This window comes from Pseudomonas sp. C9 (assembly GCF_002000165.1).
In the GTDB taxonomy this organism is placed as follows: domain Bacteria; phylum Pseudomonadota; class Gammaproteobacteria; order Pseudomonadales; family Pseudomonadaceae; genus Aquipseudomonas.
On the sequence record NZ_MPAK01000001.1, the window covers coordinates 2,207,587 to 2,223,893 of the forward strand.

Here is a 16,307-nt window from a genome sequence, read left to right on the forward strand (position 1 = left end):
CAGCGCTATCCCTGTATATCTTAAATCGGCAGGTGGTTTTGTAACTTAAGGTTAACGGGAGGAGGCACAGGCCCGCAGCAGCCTGCGTGCGGCTGCGAAGCATGCACCGTGGTTTGGCAGGTTGAACGCGTCGTTTGGATACATGGTGGCTGTCCAGCCGGACGCAGGCTGCGCCAGCTGCTACAGGCATCGGTGGGTTACGGCAGGACAGTCCACAGCGCGAAACCGGCGTACCAGAGCACCGCCGCGCGCAATAGCAACTCCCAGATCCGGTCCAGATTGTTGATGCCATCCGGCCCGACGACCGGTGCAGGAATTTCACCGGCCACCAGCCCAACCTTCTCGATCAACTGGGCGGCGCTGATGTTCCAGTTCAGCAACTCATGCAACATCACCCGACTAACGGCGACAAAATTGCCGACCAGCGAAAAACTCGCCGCCAGCAACCGCACCGGCACCCAATCAAAGGCATGACGCAATTGTGCCGCGCGTTCGACCACGCCCGGGTTCTGCCCATGCTCTTCGGCCAGCGCCAACAGGCGATAACTCAGGGCCGCGACCGGTCCGAGCAGGAAGTACCAGAAAATCACCGCAAAGAAACTCTGGTAGGCCTCCCACAGCAAGTGCGCTTCGACCCGCTCCAGCAATTGCTCGCCGCTGTCGGCGCAAATATCCAGGTCCCGTTTGGCCACATGCGCGGCAGCTTGCAGGTCTTCGCGGCGCCAGGCATCGCGAAACGGACCGAGACCGGCCAGCAAGTCACCGCGTCCCAAGCTGTAAATCACCACCAGCAAATGCACCGGTAATGCCAGCAGACCGTAAGCCACCGGATCCAGCACCACCAGCAGCAAGCCCAGCAGCGCGACCGGCAACAACACCAGGATGACCAATATCAACCATGGCCGGTCGATCAGACGTGGCGTGACCTCAAGCTTGTTCAGCTCGCGCACCCAACCGCCATCACGCTGGACCCGATGACGCAGGGCCGAGAATTTCTCGATCCATACCGCCAACAGCAACACCAAAAAACTCATTGTCCTTCCTCTTTTGCCAGGGCTGCGCGATAGCGTGCCCAGTCGAACGCGGGTCCTGGATCGGTCTTGCGCCCCGGTGCAATGTCGCTATGTCCGCAAATACGCTGCGCGGTGATGCCGGGATAGGCACTTTGCAGTTGGCGGGTCAAAGCTGTCAGCGCGTGATACTGAGCATCAGTGAACGGCAGATCATCCGTGCCTTCGAGCTCGATGCCCACGGAAAAATCGTTACAGGTTTCCCGGCCCTCGAAACTTGAAACACCAGCATGCCAAGCCCGATCAAGACAAGAGACAAACTGAGTGACAGTACCGTCACGCTCAATCAGAAAGTGGGCCGACACCCGCAAGTCAGCAATGCCTTCAAAATAAGGATGCTCCGTGACATCCAGACGATTCTGGAAGAATTCCTGCACTTTGCCAGTGGCGAACTGCGCTGGCGGCAAGCTGATGTTGTGGATCACCAGCAGGGAAATCTCGCCCGAGGGGCGCGCATTGTGGTTGGGTGAGAGGCATACATGCACGTCCTGACACCAACCGCTCGCGAGGTCCAACTGCATACAGGTTCCTTCAACGAAGTCTGTGTTGGCGCTCAGTATGCCGCGATAGCCCCTCGGGACGCGATCATTTGCCGCCATTGAGTCGGCGCTTCGCACTGAAATAGACGCTGCAGGCGGGCATCGACTTAGCCAGCGAATCGACCAATTGCAGCCCTCAGCGTCAACGGAGCACCTCGGACACCTTGGGTTGATTCGTGCCATGGCCCTATAATCGGGGCACTTTGTTTGTGGAGTCCGTTATGCCGAATCTACGCCTCGCCGATTTGACTGCCGAAATCGAAGCCAACGTACGCCGTGCGTTGCGTGAAGACATCGGCAGCGGCGATATCACCGCGCAGTTGATCCCGGCCGAGCGCCTGGCAAAAGCCACCATCATCACCCGTGATGCCGCCGTCATTGCCGGCACGGCGTGGGTCGATGCTGTGTTCCGGCAACTGGACCCGCGGGTTGCGGTGCATTGGCAGGTCAAGGATGGCGAGCGGGTAATACCCAATCAGATTCTGTTCCACCTGGAAGGTCCGGCGCGCTCACTGCTCACCGGCGAACGCAGTGCGCTGAACTTCCTGCAAATGCTGTCGGGCGTGGCCACGCGTGCGCAATACCTGGCGGACTTTGTCGCCAAGACTCAAGTGAAGCTGCTCGACACCCGCAAAACCCTGCCTGGCTTGCGTCTGGCGCAAAAGTACGCAGTCACCTGCGGCGGTTGCCATAACCATCGTATCGGCCTTTACGACGCCTTCCTGATCAAGGAAAACCATATCGCTGCCAGCGGTGGCATCCCGGAAGCCATTAACGCCGCCCACAAGATTGCCCCGGGTAAACCGGTGGAGATCGAAGTGGAAAGCCTGGATGAGCTCAAAGAAGCGCTGGCGGCGGGTGCCGACATCATCATGCTCGATGAATTGAGCCTGGATGACATGCGCGAAGCCGTGCGTCTGAACGCAGGCAAGGCAAAACTGGAAGCCAGTGGCGGGATCAACGAAAGCACGCTGCTGCCCATCGCCGAAACCGGGGTGGATTACATCTCGATTGGCGCGATGACCAAGGACGTGAAGGCTGTCGATCTGTCGATGCGGTTAAGCCTCTGATCGAGCCTTGTAGAACGAAAAACGCCAGCCTTGTTCAGGCTGGCGTTTTTGTCAGACCACCAGATTGTTCATCTCGCAGTACTCTTCCCACTCAACGCCCAACACCTCGGCCGCCTCCTTGTGCAGTGCCAGGCGTGCAGCCTCGTACTCTTCCGGGGTCGAGGTGTACTTGAGCGTCAATTCCCACGGCTGCAAGCCCTGGGCCTCGGCCTCGTCTTCGAACGCCCACTGGATCTGGTCTTTCTGATCATCGGCGGGCAGGTCTTTGATTTCGTCCATCAATTCAGGCGCGTCCAGCACGTACTTCTTCAGCGCTTCTGCGTGCCTGGCTTCCTGGGTCAACTCTTTAACGGTCATGTCGTTCTCGCTGATCTGGGGAATGGAAGATGGATCTGGATCATCAAGGATCTCTCTGACGCAAAAAACCGGTTGAAGCCCGGTTTATCTGGCCTTCAGAACCATTCGGGGATCATCTGAAAACTGCAAAGCGGTGCTTGTGCAAGCTTCGAATATAGGACGTTTGCTTGCCGATTTATATGGACTTTTACATCAAATCTACAAAAAAAGACTGGAGGGGCCTTTCTGAAAATTATGTCTCACGTCGCAGGAACAACACGTAAAAGGTAAAGTCATAGCGATGTGCCATATAAGCACTTCACAAGGAACCCTAGTGATGTCCAGTCTTACCAAATGTTCGTCTGCCCTTCTCTCTGCTGGCACGGCCGCCCTTCTTCTTGGCAGCCTGGCGCTGTCAAATACCGCTCAAGCCTTGGAGTACAACACCGACAGCGCTTCGACTTCCGATAAATTTCTCGCTTTCCACAACTATTACGGCAAAGACGTGATGGTCAGATCCAGCGTCAGTACCGAGGATGTGGAGAAATTACAAAGAACCATAAAAACCAATACGGCTGATCTGGAAGAGCTGAAGAAAACCGTCAGTGAACAAGCGCGCCTCATCGAAGAGCTCAAGCGTAACAACGGCTCCAGTTCCAGCTCCAACGCCAGCGAAGTGACCAACCTCAAGCGTACCCTCGGCGAACACGAAACCGGCCTGAAAAATCTCGCCAAGGCAATGGACGAACTCAAACGCAACAGCGGTTCGAGCTCCAGCACCAACACCAGCGAAATGACGGACCTCAAGCGTACGGCCAGCGAACAGGAAAATGGTCTGAAAAACCTCGTGAAGACGGTGGACGACCTAAAGCGCAACAGCGGCTTAAGCACCAGTTCCAATTCCAGCGAAGTGACCGACCTCAAGCGTACCGTCAGCGAACAGCAGAACGGCCTGGTCGCCATGGCCAAGCAGTTGGACGAGCTCAAGCGCAACAGTGGCCAGAGTTCCAGCTCTAGCTCCAGCGAAGTTTCTGATCTCAAACGCAACGTCAGCGAGCAGGATAACAACCTGAAAAAGCTCGCCAGTCAGATGGACGACCTCAAACGCAGCAGCAGTTCGAGCTCGGGCTCCAGCTCCAGCTCCAGCTCCAGCTCCAGCTCCAGCGAAGTGGCCAGTCTCAAGCGCTCAGTCGACGAACAGGATAATGACCTCAAGAGACTCGCCAGCCAGGTCGAAGACCTCAAGCGCAGTGCTGGATCGAGTTCCAGCTCAAGCTCCAGCGACCTGTCCAGCCTGAAGCGGGAAGTCAGCGATCAAGACAATCAACTGAATCAGCTCAAACGCGAGGTGGATGATCTGAGCAGAAAGGTGAAATAAACGGGGGAATGGTGCCCGAGACAGGAATCGAACCTGCGACCTTCGCGTTACGAGTGCGCTGCTCTACCGGCTGAGCTACACGGGCGGTGGGCTAAACCTAGCACCGGTCGCAAGGTCCGGCAACTTGAGGCTCGCCACAGTCATTTCAACAGACAAAAAAAATGCCCCGCCGTTTGCACGGCGGGGCATTTTTATTGCGCTAAGGAATTGGGCTGATTAAACGCCCGAAGCCTTGGCTGCTGCTACGTCTTTGATGGACAGCTTGATACGGCCGCGGTTGTCCACGTCCAGTACCAGTACTTCCACTTCCTGGCCTTCTTTCAGGATGTCGGTCACTTTCTCAACGCGAGCGTCGCTCAGCATCGAGATGTGAACCAGACCGTCCTTGCCTGGCAGGATGTTGACGAATGCGCCGAAGTCGACGATGCGCTCAACCTTACCTACGTAGATCTTGCCGATTTCAGCTTCAGCGGTGATACCCAGAACGCGCTGGCGTGCCGCCTCAGCCGCTTCCTTGGTTTCGCCGAAGATCTTGATCGAGCCGTCGTCTTCGATATCGATCGAAGCCTTGGTCTCTTCACAGATCGCACGAATGGTCGCGCCGCCTTTACCGATGACATCACGGATTTTGTCGGTGTCGATTTTCATCGCGATCATGGTCGGAGCGTTTTCCGACAGTTCGGTACGCGACTGGCCAATGATCTGGTTCATCTGACCGAGGATGTTCAGGCGCGCTTCCAGGGCTTGGCCCAGAGCGATCTCCATGATTTCTTCGGTGATGCCTTTGATCTTGATGTCCATCTGCAGCGCGGTAACACCCTTGGCGGTACCGGCTACTTTGAAGTCCATGTCGCCGAGGTGGTCTTCGTCACCCAGGATGTCGGTCAGGATGGCGAATTTCTCGCCTTCTTTAACCAGACCCATCGCGATACCGGCAACCGGTGCCTTCATCGGAACGCCAGCGTCCATCAGGGCCAGGGAAGCGCCGCAAACGGAAGCCATCGAGCTCGAACCGTTGGACTCGGTGATTTCCGACACAACACGAATGGTGTACGGGAACACGTCAGCGGCAGGCAGCATGGCTGCAATCGAACGACGGGCCAGACGGCCGTGACCGATTTCGCGACGACCAGCGCCACCCATGCGACCACACTCACCTACCGAGAACGGAGGGAAGTTGTAGTGCAGCATGAACGGGTCTTTTTTCTCGCCTTCCAAGGTATCCAGCAGTTGTGCGTCACGGGCGGTGCCCAGTGTTGCAACAACCAGAGCCTGGGTTTCGCCACGGGTGAACAAAGCCGAACCGTGGGTCTTAGGCAGAACACCGACTTCGATGTTCAACGGACGTACGGTCTTGGTGTCGCGGCCGTCGATACGTGGCTTGCCGTTAACGATGTTTTCGCGAACGGTGCGGTATTCGATTTCGCCGAAAGCCGCTTTGACTTCGCTGGACGAAGGTTGGCCTTCTTCACCGGACAGCTTGGCAACAACCTGGTCTTTCAGCTCACCCAGGCGAGCGTAACGGTCGGCCTTGATGGTGATGGTGTAAGCCTGGGAGATCGCGTCGCCGAACTCGGCACGGATAGCGCCCAGCAGAGCAGTGGCTTCTGGCTGTGGAGCCCAGGTCCAGGTCGGCTTGGCAGCTTCGGCAGCCAGTTCTTTAACGGCGTTGATCACAACCTGGAACTCGTCGTGAGCAAACAGTACCGCGCCCAGCATCTGGTCTTCGGTCAGCTCTTTGGCTTCCGATTCAACCATCAACACGGCTTCCGAAGTACCGGCAACGACCATGTCCAGGCTCGAAGCTTTCTGTTGCTCGTAAGTCGGGTTCAGCAGGTAGCCGGTGCTTTCGTGGAACGCAACGCGGGCAGCGCCGATCGGGCCATCGAAAGGAATGCCGGAGATGGCCAGGGCAGCCGAGGTACCGATCATCGCAGCGATGTCCGGATCGGTCTTCTTGCTGGTGGAAACGACGGTGCAGACAACCTGCACTTCGTTCATGAAGCCTTCTGGGAACAGAGGACGGATCGGACGGTCGATCAGTCGGGAAGTCAGGGTTTCTTTCTCGGAAGGACGGCCTTCGCGCTTGAAGAAACCGCCAGGGATCTTACCGGCAGCGTAAGTTTTTTCCTGGTAGTGAACGGACAGAGGGAAGAAGCCTTTGCCTGGATCGGCTTGCTTGGCACCGACTACGGTCACCAATACGCTGACGTCGTCGTCAACGGTGACCAATACTGCGCCGGAGGCCTGACGGGCGATACGGCCAGTCTCGAGGGTAACGGTCGACTGACCGAACTGGAATTTTTTGATTACCGGGTTCACGGTGTCCTACCTTCTTTTGTGGCTCTTGGGGAACTTGTCTTCTTGCGAAATTCTTGGGCAACGCCGGGAATCGGCCCGACAGTGATTGTCCAGGGTAAAGCAGGTATCCAGATAAAACTTGAGGCTGGGAGCCTGCCATGCGCCAGCAGGAAACCCACTGACGAACGACAGACAACCAACCTCTAGCGCAATCGCTTATTAGCGACGCAGACCCAGGCGACCGATCAGAGTCTGATAGCGACCCAGATCCTTGCCTTTCAGGTAGTCCAGCAGCTTACGACGCTGGTTTACCATGCGGATCAGACCACGACGGGAGTGGTGATCTTTACCGTTGGCCTTGAAGTGACCTTGCAGCTTGTTGATGTTGTGGGTCAGCAGTGCAACTTGCACTTCTGGCGAACCAGTGTCACCAACAGCTTGCTGGTAGTCAGCTACGATTTGAGCTTTTTCTTGAACGTCGAGAGCCATGAGGCAATCCTTTTATCAGGAAACTGTTTCAGAAAAACAGTTTCAACAGGCCAGGGACAAATCCCTGTATCTAAAAATGAGTAGTGACCGTGCCTGTTAACAGCCACCCTCGTCCGGTCATTCTGACCGAATCAGTCGACGCGGCGCGATGCGCCCGTCTTCGCTCACTTCACCGATACCGATGAAACGACCGTTGTGATCCTGTACCCGCACCATGCCGAACTTCGGTGCATCCGGGGCTCGTACCGGTTGGCCGTTAAGCCAGTAGAACGAGCTGTGCTCCGAGAACTGCAACAGCGGCCAATCCAGCAAGCCACTGTCCGATGGCATCAGGAAGCGATCAACCGCTTCATTGCCGCCTTCGGCATGTACTGCTTCCAACTCTTCGAGCGTGACCGTCTGCGCCAGCGTGAAAGGCCCGGCCTGGGTACGTCGCAATTCAGCAACGTAAGCGCCACAACCGAGTTTCTCACCGATATCCTCCACCAGGGTGCGGATATAGGTGCCTTTGCTGCAATCCACCGCAAGCCGCGCAGTATCACCCTCAAAGGCCAGCAATTCCAAGCGCGCAATAGTAACAGAACGCGGTTCGCGCTCCACTACTTCGCCTGCACGGGCCAGCTTGTACAGCGGCTGCCCATCACGCTTGAGCGCCGAGTACATCGGCGGTATCTGACTGATTTGCCCACGAAAACCGGGTAAAACAGCTTCGACATCGGCGCGACCAACGGTCACCGGACGCTCCTGCAAAACTTCACCCTCGGCATCGGCCGTGGTGGTGGTCTTGCCTAATTGCGCCAGGGTTTCGTAACCCTTGTCGGAATCGAGCAGGTACTGCGAGAACTTGGTCGCCTCACCAAAGCACAACGGCAAAACACCGGTGGCCAGCGGATCGAGACTGCCGGTGTGCCCGGCCTTCTCGGCATTGAGCAACCAGCGAACCTTTTGCAGCGCCGCGTTGGAGGTGAACCCCAGCGGTTTGTCGAGCAGAATAATACCGCTGACGTTACGACGGATACGTTTGACCTGAGCCACCGATTACTCCTTGGTGTCTTCGGCTTCAGCCGCTACCGGGTGCTGATTGTCTTCAGCGACCGCACGCTCGATCAGGGCCGACAGGTGCGCGCCACGCACGACGCTTTCGTCGTAGTGGAAATGCAACTGCGGAACGCTGCGCAACTTCATTTCGCGAGCCAACTGCATGCGCAGGAAACCGGCAGCAGAGTTGAGCACCTTGATGCTTTGCGCGATGTCTTCCGCGTTGTCCTGGCCCATCACGGTGATGAAGATCTTGGCGTGACCGACGTCACGGCTGACTTCAACAGCGGTAATGGTGACCAGACCGACGCGCGGGTCTTTGACTTCACGACGGATCAGTTGTGCCAGCTCACGCTGCATCTGATCGCCGATACGTTGGGTACGGCTGTATTCTTTTGCCATGTCTTGTTACCTGTTACTGCCCCACGGTGAAACCCGAGGGGTCTGAAAGCGGCAAACGCCCGGCCTGACAAAAGCCAGACCGGGCGTTGCGTTTAGAGTCCTGACGCTGCGCCGCGCATCTGCATGCGGCGGCTCGACGTGGCCCTTGAAGTGCGCGAGTTAGAGGCTGCGAGCAACCTGAACCTTCTCGAAGACTTCGATCTTGTCACCGACTTTGACGTCGTTGTAGCTCTTCACGCCGATACCGCATTCCATGCCGGCACGTACTTCGGAAGCGTCATCCTTGAAGCGGCGCAGGGATTCCAGCTCGCCTTCGAAGATAACGATGTCTTCACGCAGTACACGGATTGGACGGTTACGGTGAACAACACCTTCGATAACCATGCAACCGGCGATCGCGCCAAACTTCGGCGAACGGAACACGTCACGCACTTCAGCAGTACCCAGGATGTTCTCGCGAACATCGCTGCCCAGCATACCGGTCAGGGCTTTCTTGACGTCTTCGATGATGTCGTAGATCACGTTGTAGTAACGCATATCCAGACCTTCCTGCTCGACGATCTTGCGAGCGCCAGCATCGGCACGCACGTTGAAGCCGAACAGTACAGCGTTGGAGGCCAGTGCCAGGTTAGCGTCGGACTCGGTGATACCACCCACGCCGCCACCCACAACACGCACTTGCACTTCGTCGTTACCCAGGCCGTTCAAGGCACCGTTCAACGCTTCCAGCGAACCACGGACGTCGGATTTGAGGACGATGTTGAGCGTCTTCTTCTCTGCCTGACCCATGTTTTCGAAGATGTTTTCAAGCTTGCCGGCGTGAGCACGGGCCAGCTTGACTTCGCGGAACTTGCCTTGACGGAACAGAGCCACTTCACGGGCTTTCTTCTCGTCCGACAGCACGCTCATCTCATCGCCAGCGTCCGGGGTACCGTCCAGGCCGAGGATCTCGACAGGGATGGAAGGACCGGCTTCTTTGATCGGCTTGCCGTTCTCGTCGAGCATGGCACGTACACGGCCGTAGTTCGAACCGACCAGCACCATGTCGCCTTGGCGCAGGGTACCGTCTTGAACCAGAACGGTTGCAACCGGGCCACGACCTTTGTCGAGACGCGATTCAACCACGACGCCGCGGCCAGGAGCCGATGGAGTCGCTTTCAGTTCCAGAACTTCAGCTTGCAGCAGAACAGCTTCGAGCAACTCGTCCACACCAGTACCGACTTTCGCCGAAACCGATACGAACGGGGTGTCGCCGCCCCACTCTTCCGAGGTCACGCCGTGAACCGACAGCTCGCTACGGATGCGATCGAGATCAGCGCCCGGCTTGTCGATTTTGTTCACTGCAACAACCAGTGGAACACCGGCAGCCTTGGCGTGCTGAACGGCTTCAATGGTCTGCGGCATCACGCCGTCGTCCGCTGCAACCACCAGGATCACGATGTCGGTCGCCTTGGCACCACGGGCACGCATTGCGGTAAACGCGGCGTGACCCGGGGTGTCGAGGAAAGTGACCATGCCGCGATCAGTTTCAACGTGGTACGCACCGATGTGCTGGGTGATACCGCCGGCTTCGCCAGCAGCTACCTTCGCACGACGGATGTAGTCGAGCAGCGAGGTTTTACCGTGGTCAACGTGGCCCATGACGGTCACAACCGGTGCACGGGAGAACGTCTCACCTTCAAACTTCAGGGACTCGGCCAGGGAATCTTCCAGGGCGGTGTCGCTGACCAGGGTCACTTTGTGGCCCAGTTCTTCGGCTACCAGCTGAGCAGTTTCCTGATCAAGCACCTGGTTGATGGTCGCTGGAGTACCCAGTTTGAACATGAACTTGATGATTTCAGCAGCCTTGACCGACATCTGATTGGCGAGATCGCCAACAGTGATGGTCTCGCCAATCTGCACATCACGCACGACAGGGCCGGTTGGGCTCTGGAAACCGTGGGCGTTGCGTTTCTTCAGCTTGGCCTTGCCGCGACCACCACGACGGAAGCCATCGCTTTCTTCGTCGGTAGTACGTGGCGCAACACGTGGCGCAGGCGCTTTCTCTTTGACCGAAGCACGATGCGGAGCGTTTTTGCGCTCGCCATCACCACCGCCGCTGCGACGATTGTTATCGTCGGCACGTGGTTTGTCCGGACGGCGCTGTTCGTTCTGCTTGTTGCGAACGTCAGCAGACGGTGCTGGTGCAGCCGCTACAACCGGCGCGCTTTCACGCACAGGTTCAGCAACTGCAGCAGGCGCTGCAACAGCGTCAGTCGAACCGTTTTGCGCAGCAGCAGCAGGCTGGCGACGCGCTTCTTCTTCGGCGCGACGCTTGGCTTCTTCTTCAGCCTTCTGACGAGCAGCATTTTCTACTGCGCGACGTTCATCCAGTTCGCGTTTGCGCTCGGCTTCGATTTCTTCCGGGCTGCGTTGTACGAAAACTTTCTTTTTACGGACTTCAACGCTGATGCTCTTGCTGCCAGCAACACGCAGGGTGCTGGTGGTTTTACGCTGCAGCGTGATCTTGCGTGGTTCTTCCACTTTCGCCTTGTGGCTGCTTTTCAAGTGAGTCAGCAAAGATTGCTTCTCACTGTCAGTCACACTTTCTTCGGCGGCGGTGTGCGGCAGACCTGCCTCACGCATCTGCTGCAACAGGCGCTCTACCGGTGTTTTGACCTCATCGGCCAGTTGTTTCACCGTGACTTGCGTCATGCACTTCTCTCCTCAGGCCGCGCCTAATTACTCGAACCAGTGGGCTCGGGCGGCCATGATCAACTTGCCGGCACGATCATCGTCAATGCCGTCGATGTCGAGCAGGTCGTCAATAGACTGCTCGGCCAGGTCTTCGCGGGTAATTACGCCGCGCACCGCCAGTTCCATCGCCAAATCCTTGTCCATACCCTCAAGCGAGAGCAGGTCTTCGGCCGGATGGGCGTCTGCCAGCTTTTCCTCAGTAGCGATGGCTTTGGTCAACAAACGATCCTTGGCACGAGCGCGAAGCTCGTTGACGGTTTCTTCGTCAAAGCCGTCGATGTTGAGCATTTCTTCCAACGGTACGTAGGCAATCTCTTCCAGGCTGGTGAAGCCTTCATCTACCAGCACCTGCGCCAGGTCTTCGTCGACTTCCAGCTCGTCGATGAAGTTGCGCAGGATGTCGCCGGTTTCTGCTTGCTGCTTAGCCTGGATGTCCGATTCGGTCATCACGTTCAGGGTCCAGCCAGTCAATTGGCTAGCCAGACGCACGTTCTGACCACCACGACCGATGGCCTGAGCCAGATTGTCTGCGCCAACGGCGATGTCCATTGCATGGGCATCTTCGTCAACGATAATTGCCGCAACTTCAGCCGGGGACATGGCGTTGATTACGAACTGAGCCGGGTTGTCGTCCCACAGGACGATGTCCACACGCTCACCGCCCAACTCACCCGACACTGCCTGGACGCGCGAACCGCGCATACCGATGCAAGCGCCCTGCGGGTCGATGCGTTTGTCCTTGGAGCGGACCGCGATCTTGGCGCGCGAACCCGGATCACGGGATGCAGCCATTACTTCGATCAGGCCTTCAGCAATTTCCGGCACTTCGATGCGGAACAACTCGATCAGCATTTCCGGCGCGGTGCGCGACAGGATCAACTGCGGGCCGCGGTTCTCGGTGCGGATTTCCTTGAGCAGCGCACGCAGACGTACGCCAACACGGAAAGTTTCGCGAGAAATGATGTCTTCACGAGCCAGCAGCGCTTCAGCGTTGTTACCCAGGTCGACAATCACATTGTCGCGGGTCACTTTCTTCACGGTGCCGGAGATGATTTCCCCCAGGCGCTCGCGATAGGCATCAACGACTTGAGCACGCTCGGCTTCGCGAACTTTCTGCACAATGACTTGCTTGGCAGTCTGTGCAGCGATGCGACCGAACTCGATGGACTCGATCTTTTCTTCGACTACATCACCAACCTTGGCACCAGGATGCGTTTCCGCAACCTTGCTCGGCCAGGTTTCGATGGCCGGATCGTCCAGATCTGCTTCTTCGACGACCGTCCAACGACGGAATGTCTCATAAGCACCGGTGTGGCGATTGATTTCCACACGCAGATCGACTTCGTCCTCGAAACGCTTTTTGGTAGCAGTGGCCAGGGCCAGCTCCAGCGCTTCAAAAATTACGTTTGCCGGTACGCCCTTTTCATTGGATACCGACTCAACAACCAGCAGTACTTCTTTGCTCATCGTACGCCTCGCCTTTCGCAAGCCATTGGATCCGCGGGATCCGCGTCTCAGTCAAAACTGGGAATAATGTTGGCCTTGTCGATCATATCGATCGGCAACAGGAACTCATGGTCTTCCACCTGCACCACGACGTCCTGTTCTTCTACACCGCGCAGAAGGCCCTGAAAGTTGCGTCGTCCTTCAAAAGGCGAGCGCAGCTTGATCTTCACTTGTTCACCGGCAAATTTTGCAAACTGCTCAATAGTGAACAGAGGGCGTTCCATGCCAGGCGAGGAAACTTCAAGGGTGTATTCAACGGCGATGGGATCTTCAACATCCAGGACACCGCTGATCTGACGGCTGACAATGGCGCAATCGTCCACCAGCACGCCGCCCTCTTTATCAATATAAACGCGCAACATCGAGTGACGACCCTGAGCCGAAAACTCGATACCCCAGCATTCATAGCCCAGGGCCACGACCACCGGGGCCAACAAGGCCTGCAACTCTTCTAGCTTGCTCGACACCTGAACCCCCTCGTGCATGTATGTGCATGCTATGCAAAATAAAAAAATGGGCGAAACGCCCATCCTTGAAACGCCGTCGAACAGCGGCGTTGAAAGTGTCCAGCTAACAAAAAGCCCCTTAAAAGGGGCTCCTTAAACTGGTTGCGGGGGCCGGATTTGAACCGACGACCTTCGGGTTATGAGCCCGACGAGCTACCAGACTGCTCCACCCCGCGACAAAGCTGGGGCGGAAGTATACGACCGATCCCCTACAGGGTCAATGTAACCTTCCACCTGCAAGAAAGCCCGCAACAGCGGGCTCTCCTGACTAATTGGTACCGAGAAGGGGACTCGAACCCCTACACCCTATGGGCACAACCACCTCAAGGTTGCGTGTCTACCAATTCCACCACCTCGGCGATACTACGTTTGAAACCCTTCTTACTTCTGCTCTTGAGCTGGAGGCACATCAGTCGCTGGAGTAGCCGACTTTTGCTCTTGAAGCACCGGGACATCATCAGAAGCCGGTTGTTGCTTTGGAACTTCCAACACCGCTGGGTTTGGCAAACCTACTTGAGTCAGCTGGTGAGCTTTCTCTTTAGCAAAGTAACCTAACCCTAAGCTGGTTATGAAGAAACCTGCGGCAAGTATAGCAGTAAACTTACTAAGAAAGGTAGAGGAACCTTGGCTTCCGAACACAGTATTTGAAGCACCTGCTCCGAAAGACGCACCAGCATCCGCACCTTTACCCTGCTGCAGCAATACCAGAGCAACTACGCCCAATGCACCCAGCAGATGAAAAACGACTACGACTGTTTCCAGCATTTTTTCAGTTTCCCGCGGCGCGACAGATCGCACCGAACTCATCTGCATTCAGGGAAGCCCCACCAATGAGACCCCCATCGATATCCGGCATGCCGAACAGTTCGACCGCATTGGCCGCCTTCACGCTGCCGCCGTATAGAAGCCGCACACCTTGTGCGATTTCAGAATTCTTTTCCGCCAACTGCGCCCGAATGGCTGCATGCACATCCTGCGCCTGTTGCGGCGAAGCCGTCAGCCCGGTGCCAATGGCCCAGACCGGCTCGTAAGCGATCACAGCCTTTGCAAACACACCAACACCCAGCTCGTCGATAATGCTGTTCAGCTGAGCCGAGACAACTTCGATCGTTTTCCCGGCTTCACGCTGCTCAAGGGTCTCCCCTATGCACAACACCGGAATCAAGCCAGATGCCTGTGCCGCTGCGAACTTGCGAATCAGCACTGCATCCTGCTCGCCCATTATCTGGCGGCGCTCGGAGTGCCCGACAAGCACCAGGGAACAACCTGCATCCACCAACTGACTCGGCGCAACCTCACCGGTCAACGCACCTTGCTCGGATTCCACCGCAGAGTCCTGCGCGCCGACCGAGATCGACTTTCCTTGCAAGCCATCAATCACTTGATTGATATGCAGGCAGGACGGGAATACCGCTACATCAACACCGCTCGGCAAGGCCAAGTCACGAAGGCCGTTGATCAGCTCAGCGACGCTGGCGCGGGTACCGTGCATCTTCCAGTTACCAGCTACCATAGGGCGACGCATGCTGTACCTCGTCGGTCAAAGTGGGCGCAGATGTTACCCAACACAATCAAGGCTGGCAAGCCGAATTCAGGCAGAAACTTCAGTAACCAGTTTTGCCAGCTCTTCTGCGTAACCACGAACCTGCGTTTCGTCTTCGCCTTCGACCATGACACGTACCAATGGCTCTGTACCGGACTTGCGCAAGAGCACACGACCACGACCCGCCATAGCCTTGGTGACACGGTCGCTGGCTTCCTTGACCGCCGGATGATCGAGCGGGCTGGCACCACCGCCAAACCGGACATTGATCAACACCTGAGGGCACTTGCGAAGCGCTTGACGAGCCTGGGCCAGGCCCTCGGAGCGCCTTTTAAGCGCCATCAGCACCTGCAAGGCAGCAATGATCGCGTCACCTGTAGTGGTGTGATTGAAGCAGACGATATGACCCGAGTTTTCACCACCCACCAGCCAGTTACGCTCCAGCAAGTCCGCGATGACATAACGGTCACCAACATTGGCGCGAACAAAAGGAATCGACAAGTCCGCCAAGGCCAATTCCAGCCCGAGGTTACTCATCAGCGTACCAACCACGCCACCTTGCAGCTTGTCGCGCCCATGCAAATCGCGGGCGATGATGTACAGCAGCTCGTCACCATCAACAATGGCACCGGTGTGATCGACCATCAGGACACGATCACCATCACCATCAAAGGCGATACCCAGATCGGCATGCTCGGCCAATACCGCTGCCTGCAGTTGCCCCATATGAGTTGAGCCACAGTTGTCATTGATGTTCAGGCCATTGGGCTGGGCGGAAAGCACAACGACTTCAGCACCAAGCTCACGGAATACGCTAGGTGCAACCTTGTAGGTCGCGCCATGGGCACAGTCGATCACGATCTTCAGCCCAGTGAAGCTGGTGCCGGTCGGAACGCTGCTCTTGCAAAATTCGATGTAGCGACCCGATGCGTCGTTGATTCGCGAGACCTTACCGATCTTGCTCGACTCAACCACGGTCATCGGAGTATCGAGCAACTCTTCGATCATCAACTCGATTTCGTCAGGAAGCTTGGTACCTTTTCCGGAGAAGAACTTGATGCCGTTGTCGTCGTGAGGGTTGTGCGAGGCACTGATCACGATACCGGCTTCAGCATGAAATGTGCGCGTCAGGTACGCGATCGCCGGAGTTGGCATCGGCCCCAGGAGCATCACGTCAGCACCCGCCGACGTCAGGCCGGCCTCAAGCGCGGATTCAAACATGTAACCCGAGATCCGGGTGTCCTTGCCAACCAACACCTTGCAGGCGCCCATTTTGCGGAACGCCATACCAGCAGCCCAGCCTAGCTTGAGCATGAAGTCAGGAGTAATCGGGTATTCACCAACACGGCCACGAATACCGTCAGTACCAAAATATTTTTTGCTCATAAGTGCT

At 56.9% G+C, this 16,307-nt stretch carries 15 protein-coding genes and 3 tRNA genes; 2 read left to right on the top strand and 16 right to left on the bottom strand.

Translation table 11 applies throughout. From position 1 onward, the window contains the following. Positions 1-197 precede the first annotated feature (197 nt). Both ampE and ampD read right to left on the bottom strand, forming a co-directional pair. Positions 198-1,034, bottom strand: coding sequence for a regulatory signaling modulator protein AmpE (gene ampE / locus BMS17_RS10425; protein ID WP_046031935.1), 837 nt, complete (start codon positions 1,032-1,034; stop codon positions 198-200). After that, the gene (ampD, locus tag BMS17_RS10430; protein ID WP_046031934.1) at positions 1,031-1,591 is read right to left on the bottom strand and encodes a 1,6-anhydro-N-acetylmuramyl-L-alanine amidase AmpD; all 561 of its coding nucleotides are present in this window, start codon (positions 1,589-1,591) and stop codon (positions 1,031-1,033) included. Before ampD ends, ampE begins: the two co-directional genes overlap by 4 nt. A gap of 239 nt (positions 1,592-1,830) precedes the next feature. On the opposite strand from ampD, the gene nadC reads away from it, so the two are divergent. After that, positions 1,831-2,679, top strand: coding sequence for a carboxylating nicotinate-nucleotide diphosphorylase (gene nadC / locus BMS17_RS10435; RefSeq protein WP_046031933.1), 849 nt, complete (start codon positions 1,831-1,833; stop codon positions 2,677-2,679). 51 nt (positions 2,680-2,730) lie between these two features. Here the strand turns inward: nadC and BMS17_RS10440 are convergent, their stop codons facing one another. Then, positions 2,731-3,036: a DUF6388 family protein gene (locus BMS17_RS10440; RefSeq protein WP_046031932.1), complete on the bottom strand. Its 306-nt coding sequence runs from the start codon at positions 3,034-3,036 to the stop codon at positions 2,731-2,733. Between the two features lie 316 nt (positions 3,037-3,352). Here BMS17_RS10440 and BMS17_RS10445 point away from each other — a divergent pair, with 316 nt between their 5' ends. After that, entirely contained in the window at positions 3,353-4,393 is a 1,041-nt protein-coding gene (locus BMS17_RS10445; RefSeq protein ID WP_077430893.1) for a hypothetical protein, read from the top strand. A gap of 9 nt (positions 4,394-4,402) precedes the next feature. On the opposite strand, the gene BMS17_RS10450 is transcribed toward BMS17_RS10445, so the two are convergent. The 13 genes from BMS17_RS10450 to glmM all read right to left on the bottom strand — a co-directional run bounded on the left by BMS17_RS10450 (position 4,403) and on the right by glmM (position 16,300). After that, positions 4,403-4,478 (bottom strand) — tRNA-Thr (locus tag BMS17_RS10450). A gap of 131 nt (positions 4,479-4,609) precedes the next feature. Further along, positions 4,610-6,715, bottom strand: coding sequence for a polyribonucleotide nucleotidyltransferase (gene pnp, locus BMS17_RS10455; RefSeq protein ID WP_007942868.1), 2,106 nt, complete (start codon positions 6,713-6,715; stop codon positions 4,610-4,612). A gap of 198 nt (positions 6,716-6,913) precedes the next feature. Next, a complete protein-coding gene (gene rpsO, locus BMS17_RS10460; protein WP_003177875.1) occupies positions 6,914-7,183 on the bottom strand; it encodes a 30S ribosomal protein S15 in 270 nt (89 codons plus the stop codon). Positions 7,184-7,300: 117 nt separating this feature from the next. After that, on the bottom strand, positions 7,301-8,218 hold the full coding sequence (gene truB / locus BMS17_RS10465) for a tRNA pseudouridine(55) synthase TruB (protein ID WP_027924464.1): 918 nt from the start codon (positions 8,216-8,218) through the stop codon (positions 7,301-7,303). A 3-nt stretch (positions 8,219-8,221) separates the two neighbouring features. Then, entirely contained in the window at positions 8,222-8,623 is a 402-nt protein-coding gene (rbfA, locus tag BMS17_RS10470) for a 30S ribosome-binding factor RbfA (RefSeq protein ID WP_008149016.1), read from the bottom strand. A gap of 159 nt (positions 8,624-8,782) precedes the next feature. After that, complete coding sequence (infB, locus tag BMS17_RS10475) at positions 8,783-11,317, bottom strand: translation initiation factor IF-2 (RefSeq protein WP_046031930.1); 2,535 nt, start codon at positions 11,315-11,317, stop codon at positions 8,783-8,785. A gap of 27 nt (positions 11,318-11,344) precedes the next feature. Then, positions 11,345-12,826 carry a transcription termination factor NusA gene (gene nusA / locus BMS17_RS10480; protein ID WP_007900474.1) on the bottom strand — a complete coding sequence of 494 codons (1,482 nt, stop codon included), beginning with the start codon at positions 12,824-12,826 and terminating at the stop codon, positions 11,345-11,347. 47 nt (positions 12,827-12,873) lie between these two features. After that, a complete protein-coding gene (rimP, locus tag BMS17_RS10485; protein WP_010463487.1) occupies positions 12,874-13,332 on the bottom strand; it encodes a ribosome maturation factor RimP in 459 nt (152 codons plus the stop codon). 138 nt (positions 13,333-13,470) lie between these two features. Next, positions 13,471-13,547, bottom strand: a tRNA-Met gene (locus BMS17_RS10490). Positions 13,548-13,644: 97 nt separating this feature from the next. Continuing rightward, a tRNA-Leu gene (locus BMS17_RS10495) sits at positions 13,645-13,730 on the bottom strand. A gap of 22 nt (positions 13,731-13,752) precedes the next feature. Then, positions 13,753-14,136: a preprotein translocase subunit SecG gene (secG, locus tag BMS17_RS10500; protein ID WP_017336473.1), complete on the bottom strand. Its 384-nt coding sequence runs from the start codon at positions 14,134-14,136 to the stop codon at positions 13,753-13,755. 4 nt (positions 14,137-14,140) lie between these two features. Continuing rightward, the gene (gene tpiA, locus BMS17_RS10505) at positions 14,141-14,896 is read right to left on the bottom strand and encodes a triose-phosphate isomerase (protein ID WP_046031929.1); all 756 of its coding nucleotides are present in this window, start codon (positions 14,894-14,896) and stop codon (positions 14,141-14,143) included. A 66-nt stretch (positions 14,897-14,962) separates the two neighbouring features. Continuing rightward, positions 14,963-16,300, bottom strand: a complete 1,338-nt coding sequence (gene glmM, locus BMS17_RS10510) for a phosphoglucosamine mutase (RefSeq protein WP_046031928.1) — start codon at positions 16,298-16,300, stop codon at positions 14,963-14,965. Positions 16,301-16,307: the final 7 nt, after the last annotated feature.

Bases quoted from the DNA above. Each gene is read 5' to 3' on its own strand.
- nadC (WP_046031933.1), top strand. From the start codon at position 1,831: ATGCCGAATCTACGCCTCGCCGATTTGACTGCCGAAATCGAAGCCAAC.
- rbfA (WP_008149016.1), bottom strand. From the start codon at position 8,623: ATGGCAAAAGAATACAGCCGTACCCAACGTATCGGCGATCAGATGCAG.
- ampD (WP_046031934.1), bottom strand. From the start codon at position 1,591: ATGCAGTTGGACCTCGCGAGCGGTTGGTGTCAGGACGTGCATGTATGC.
- BMS17_RS10440 (WP_046031932.1), bottom strand. From the start codon at position 3,036: ATGACCGTTAAAGAGTTGACCCAGGAAGCCAGGCACGCAGAAGCGCTG.
- nusA (WP_007900474.1), bottom strand. From the start codon at position 12,826: ATGAGCAAAGAAGTACTGCTGGTTGTTGAGTCGGTATCCAATGAAAAG.
- tpiA (WP_046031929.1), bottom strand. From the start codon at position 14,896: ATGCGTCGCCCTATGGTAGCTGGTAACTGGAAGATGCACGGTACCCGC.
- BMS17_RS10445 (WP_077430893.1), top strand. From the start codon at position 3,353: ATGTCCAGTCTTACCAAATGTTCGTCTGCCCTTCTCTCTGCTGGCACG.
- ampE (WP_046031935.1), bottom strand. From the start codon at position 1,034: ATGAGTTTTTTGGTGTTGCTGTTGGCGGTATGGATCGAGAAATTCTCG.
- glmM (WP_046031928.1), bottom strand. From the start codon at position 16,300: ATGAGCAAAAAATATTTTGGTACTGACGGTATTCGTGGCCGTGTTGGT.
- rpsO (WP_003177875.1), bottom strand. From the start codon at position 7,183: ATGGCTCTCGACGTTCAAGAAAAAGCTCAAATCGTAGCTGACTACCAG.
- secG (WP_017336473.1), bottom strand. From the start codon at position 14,136: ATGCTGGAAACAGTCGTAGTCGTTTTTCATCTGCTGGGTGCATTGGGC.
- infB (WP_046031930.1), bottom strand. From the start codon at position 11,317: ATGACGCAAGTCACGGTGAAACAACTGGCCGATGAGGTCAAAACACCG.